Consider the following 4,475-nt stretch of genomic DNA (forward strand, 5'->3'; position numbering starts at 1 on the left):
CAGCGCGTCGTCGACCCGGAAGGCGACCGCGGGCGGGTGTGCCTCCGGGCCGATCTCGATGAGCACCACCCGCTGCGGCAGCGGCCCGGGCACGGCCCCCGCCGGGGTGTTGCGCCACACCGCGTGGACCGACCGCAGGTCGGGAAGCACCTGGAGGATGCGGTCCAGCGCCTCCGCCATGCCGCGGTCCGGCTGGTCCGCGCCGGAGAACCGGTGTGCGGGTTCCGTGCCGGACTCGCCCACGGTGAGGTCCTCGGCCAGCGCGGAGTCGGACCGGCTCATCTCCAGCACCAGCGCGAGCTCCCGTTGCTCCGCGGGCCGCACCGGGATCCGGCCGGCGATCAGGGCACCGACCGCGAGTTCCGCGGCCTCGTCGAGATGTGAGCGTGCGACGAGCTCACGGGCGTCCGACAGCGCGCTGTCGTCGAGTCTGCCCGCCAGTGCCAGCAGGACGTTGTGCAGACGCAGCGGCACGGCGAAGCCGTCCTTCGGCATGCCCTCGTGCACGTCCACCATCGCCGTTCTCCCTCCAGCCCGCGAAAGCGAGCGTCACGCGGGTACGAGCCTGTGGTGTCCGGCGTCCACGGCGCCCACGCACACGAACCGGGAGGTCGCGAGCGCGGCCCGGTGGTAGGGGGGCGGTTCCGCCTGCGCGGGCAGGACCTCCACTCCGGGTTCCTCCTCCCCCAGCACGCGCAGAACCCGCTGCAACTCCCCGGCCAGACGCGGCAGCCCGGACACCGCGGTGACCAGGAGTATCCGCTTGGCCTCCCGGTCGGCGGACTCGTGGTCGTACCGCCAGCTCTCCCGGACCTCGCCCACGTCCGGGCGCCCACGCAGCGTCGCGGGGACCACCACGGACACCGAATCGACGGTGTTCACCCGTTCGGGTGCTTCCGGGGTGAATGTGTACCTGCTCTCGGCCGAGGCGTCCACCCCGAGCGTCGAACTGACCTCGTGCCAATCGGCCCCGTAAGGGATGAGACCGGCGACGAGCAGCCGGTACTCCGACTGGTCGAGGTCGACCCGGTGCTTGAGCAGGGCCTTGGGCAGCGTCCTCGCGAGCGTGGCCATCGCACCCTCGCCGAACCAGTCGCGGAACCGCCACAGCATCCGGTCGGGCATCCGGCCCGCCAGGCGGAGGAGCAGTTCGTGGGACGCCTCCTCGACGTCCGGGTCCATCAGGACACCTCCACGACGAGCTCCACCTCGACGGGCGCGCCCAGCGGCAGTTCGGCCACCCCGACGGCCGAGCGGGCGTGTGCCCCCGCGTCCCCGAACACCTCACCGAGCAGCTCGGACGCTCCGTTGATCACCGCGGGCTGGCCACCGAAGCCCTCCCCCGAGGCGACGAACCCGACGACCTTCACCACCCGGACGACGGAGTCGATACCCACGACCGAGTCGACGGCCGCGAGACCGTTCAGGGTCGCCGTCCGGGCGTGCCGCTTGGCCTCCTCCGGACTGACCTCCGCGCCGACCTTGCCGGTCGCGGCCAGCTCGCCCGCGACGAACGGCAGCTGGCCCGAGGTGTACACGTACCGCCCGGTGCGGACGGCAGGCACGTAGGCCGCGACCGGGGTCGCGACGGCGGGCAGGTCGATGCCGAGTTCCGCGAGTCTCGTGCTCCAGCTCATCGCCGGCCCCGTCATTCCTTCTCGCGCCGGAGGTAGGCGACGTGCTGCTCACCGCTGGGGTTCGGCAGCACCGTCACCAGCTCCCAACCGTCCTCGCCCCACTGGTCGAGGATCTGCTTCGTCGCGTGGATCAGCAGGGGGACGGAGGCGTACTCCCACTTCGTAGTGCTCATGGTCCGACACCCTAGCCACTACCGTCGGGTCTCGTGGAAGCATGGCGCATCCTGGCGACGGTTCTGCTGGCCGTCCCCGGACTGGTGGGGGTGGCGATCGTGATGGCCCTGGCACGGGACCGCACCGGCAGGCCGGGCACGGTGACGGTGGCCGGCCTCGTCTCGTTCACCGCCCTCGCCGTGGCGTGTGTGCTCACTCTCACGGTGCTACCCGTCCCGGCGACCTGGGCACTGGCCGGGGGTGTGGCACTGATGGTGAGCGTCGCGGCCCTGGTGAGCTGAACGGTGGCTTAGGCTCTGGGAGTGTGACCACGCTGCCTGGCTGGACCGAGGAACTCGAACGGAGCCGCCTGCACTTCGTGACCGGGAAGGGCGGGACCGGCAAAACCACGCTCGCCGCGTCCCTGGGTCTCGCCCTGGCCCGGGACGGGCGCCGCGTCCTGCTCGTCGAGGTCGAGGGGCGGCAGGGATTCGCCCAGGTGTTCGACACCGAACCCCTGCCCTACGCCGAGCAACGCATCGCCGCCGCGCCCGGCGGGGGTGAGCTGCGGGCGCTGCACGTGGACGTCGAGGCGGCCCTGCTCGAGTACTTCGAGATGTTCTACAACCTCGGTTTCGCGGGACGGACCCTGCGCCGGATGGGCGCCATCGAGTTCGCCACCACCCTCGCGCCGGGGCTGCGCGACGTCCTGCTGACCGGCAAGATCAAGGAGTGTGTCGGGCGCACCGAGTCGAACGGCAGGCACACCTACGACGCCGTGGTCGTGGACGCACCGCCCACCGGGCGGGTGGTGCGCTTCCTGGATGTCACCCGTGCGCTCACGGACGTCGCCAAGACCGGCCCCATCCGGGGGCAGGCCGATGGGGTGGTCCGGCTGCTGCACTCGGGTGAGACGGCCGTCCACATCGTCACACTGCTGGAGGAGATGCCGGTGCGCGAAACGCTCGACGCGGTGGCCGAGCTGGACGGCGCGGATCTGCGCCCCGGGGCGGTCCTGGTCAACCGCGTCCGGCCCTCGCGGTTGCCCGCCCCCGCCCTGCTCCCCGCCGCCGACGGCAGGGTGGACGCCGAGCGCGTACGGTCCGGACTCGCGACCGCGGGCCTGGAACTGCCCGGGAGCACGGTGGACGCGCTCGCCGCGGAGACCGTGGAGCACGCCGTCGGCATCGCCGCGGAGCAGCGCTCCCGCGAACAGCTCGCCGAGGCCGACCTGCCCACGCTGGAGCTGGCGGACTTCGCGGGCGGCGTGGACGTGGCCGCGCTCTACGAACTCGCCGACGCGCTCGTGGATCAAGGTGTGCGATGACCGACACCTTCGACGTCGACGGCCTGCTGGACGACCCGGCGACCCGGGTGGTGGTGTGCTGCGGCTCCGGCGGGGTCGGCAAGACCACCACCGCGGCGGCACTGGCACTGCGCGCCGCCGAACGCGGCAGGCAGACCGTGGTGCTCACGATCGACCCGGCGCGCAGGCTCGCCCAGGCCCTCGGCCTGCGCGAACTGGGCAACCACCCGCGTCAGGTGTCCGTGCCCGGGTTCGAGCCCACGGGCGAACTGTGGGCGATGATGCTGGACATGCGGCGCACCTTCGACGACATGGTGCGCAGGCACGCGGGCCCGGAGCGCTCGGAGCAGCTGCTGGCGAACCCCTTCTACCAGACGATCTCCACGTCGTTCTCCGGAACGCAGGAGTACATGGCGATGGAGAAACTGGGACAGCTCGCGGCGACCGGCGAGTGGGATCTGATCATCGTCGACACCCCGCCCAGCCGCTCGGCGCTGGACTTCCTGGATGCGCCCAACCGGCTCTCGGCCGCGCTGGACGGCCGGATGATCCGGCTGCTGACCAGCCCGGCCCGCGCGGGCAGTTGGGGGCTGCGCAAGGTCGTCGGCGCGGGCTTCTCCCTGTTCGCCAAGGCGGTGTCGACCATTCTCGGTGGGCAGCTGCTGGCCGACGCCTCGGCGTTCGTGCAGGCGTTCGACTCCACCTTCGGCGGGTTCCGCGAGCGCGCGGAGAAGACGGCCGAGCTGCTGCGCTCCCGCGGCACGTCGTTCCTGGTCGTGGCCGCGCCGGAACCCGACGCGCTGCGGGAGGCCAGCTACTTCGTCGACCGGCTCTCCACCGAGTCCATGCCGCTGGACGGCCTCGTCGCCAACCGCACCCACCCCGTGCTCGCCGACGTCTCCGAGATCTCCGCCATCGACGCACTGGCCGCGGCCGAGTCCCTGGAACGCCGGACGGCGACGGGGCACGACGACGAGGGTTCCGCCGACAGTGCCGACAGTGCCGACAGTGCCGACAGTGCCGACGCGCTGGCCGCGGCGGTGTTGCGGCTGCACGCCGACCGGATCGCGATGGCGGCCCGGGAGGAGCGGCTGCTCGCCCGGTTCACCAGGGCGCATCCGCACGTGCCGGTGACCGCGGTGCCCGCGTTGCCGAGCGACGTCCACGACCTCGACGGGCTCCGGGATATCGGAAACCGCCTCGCGCGCGGCTGATCCGTCGTAGAATCACCCGAGCCGTGAGGCACACACCCGGAACGGATCACCGGACGAGACGGCGGAGGCGGCGTGAGGCACGGTCGGCACGGCCCTGCGGCAGGGCGAGCACGCGCCCCGGTGACAAAGCGGGCACGCGCCCCGGTGACACGGCGGGCGCAGGCC

6 protein-coding genes and 1 pseudogene are annotated in these 4,475 nt (G+C 72.4%); 3 read left to right on the forward strand and 4 right to left on the reverse strand.

Annotation, left to right across the window (positions count from 1 at the left end; all coding sequences use genetic code 11):
- The 4 genes and pseudogenes from SACHA_RS25225 to SACHA_RS24430 all read right to left on the reverse strand — a co-directional run.
- Positions 1 to 516, reverse strand: a pseudogene (locus SACHA_RS25225) (hypothetical protein); the annotation flags it as partial.
- Positions 517 to 549: 33 nt separating this feature from the next.
- The gene (locus tag SACHA_RS0109690) at positions 550 to 1,182 is read right to left on the reverse strand and encodes a hypothetical protein (protein ID WP_019809266.1); all 633 of its coding nucleotides are present in this window, start codon (positions 1,180 to 1,182) and stop codon (positions 550 to 552) included.
- Complete coding sequence (locus SACHA_RS0109695) at positions 1,182 to 1,637, reverse strand: RidA family protein (RefSeq protein WP_019809268.1); 456 nt, start codon at positions 1,635 to 1,637, stop codon at positions 1,182 to 1,184. The genes SACHA_RS0109690 and SACHA_RS0109695 overlap by 1 nt, the downstream gene beginning before the upstream one ends.
- An 11-nt stretch (positions 1,638 to 1,648) precedes the next feature.
- Entirely contained in the window at positions 1,649 to 1,810 is a 162-nt protein-coding gene (locus SACHA_RS24430) for a DUF4177 domain-containing protein (RefSeq protein WP_019809270.1), read from the reverse strand.
- Positions 1,811 to 1,843: 33 nt separating this feature from the next.
- On the opposite strand from SACHA_RS24430, the gene SACHA_RS0109705 reads away from it, so the two are divergent.
- From SACHA_RS0109705 to SACHA_RS0109715, 3 genes are read left to right on the forward strand one after another with little or no spacing between them, the layout of a single operon-like run.
- Positions 1,844 to 2,092 (forward strand): hypothetical protein, encoded by a 249-nt coding sequence (locus SACHA_RS0109705; protein WP_019809272.1) that lies wholly within the window; start codon positions 1,844 to 1,846, stop codon positions 2,090 to 2,092.
- 23 nt (positions 2,093 to 2,115) lie between these two features.
- On the forward strand, positions 2,116 to 3,117 hold the full coding sequence (locus SACHA_RS0109710) for an ArsA-related P-loop ATPase (RefSeq protein ID WP_019809275.1): 1,002 nt from the start codon (positions 2,116 to 2,118) through the stop codon (positions 3,115 to 3,117).
- Entirely contained in the window at positions 3,114 to 4,310 is a 1,197-nt protein-coding gene (locus SACHA_RS0109715) for an ArsA family ATPase (protein WP_019809276.1), read from the forward strand. The genes SACHA_RS0109710 and SACHA_RS0109715 overlap by 4 nt, the downstream gene beginning before the upstream one ends.
- The last annotated feature ends 165 nt before the right edge of the window (positions 4,311 to 4,475 follow it).

The sequence above is a fragment of the Saccharomonospora halophila 8 genome, from assembly GCF_000383775.1.
Classification (GTDB): Bacteria; Actinomycetota; Actinomycetes; order Mycobacteriales; family Pseudonocardiaceae; genus Saccharomonospora; species Saccharomonospora halophila.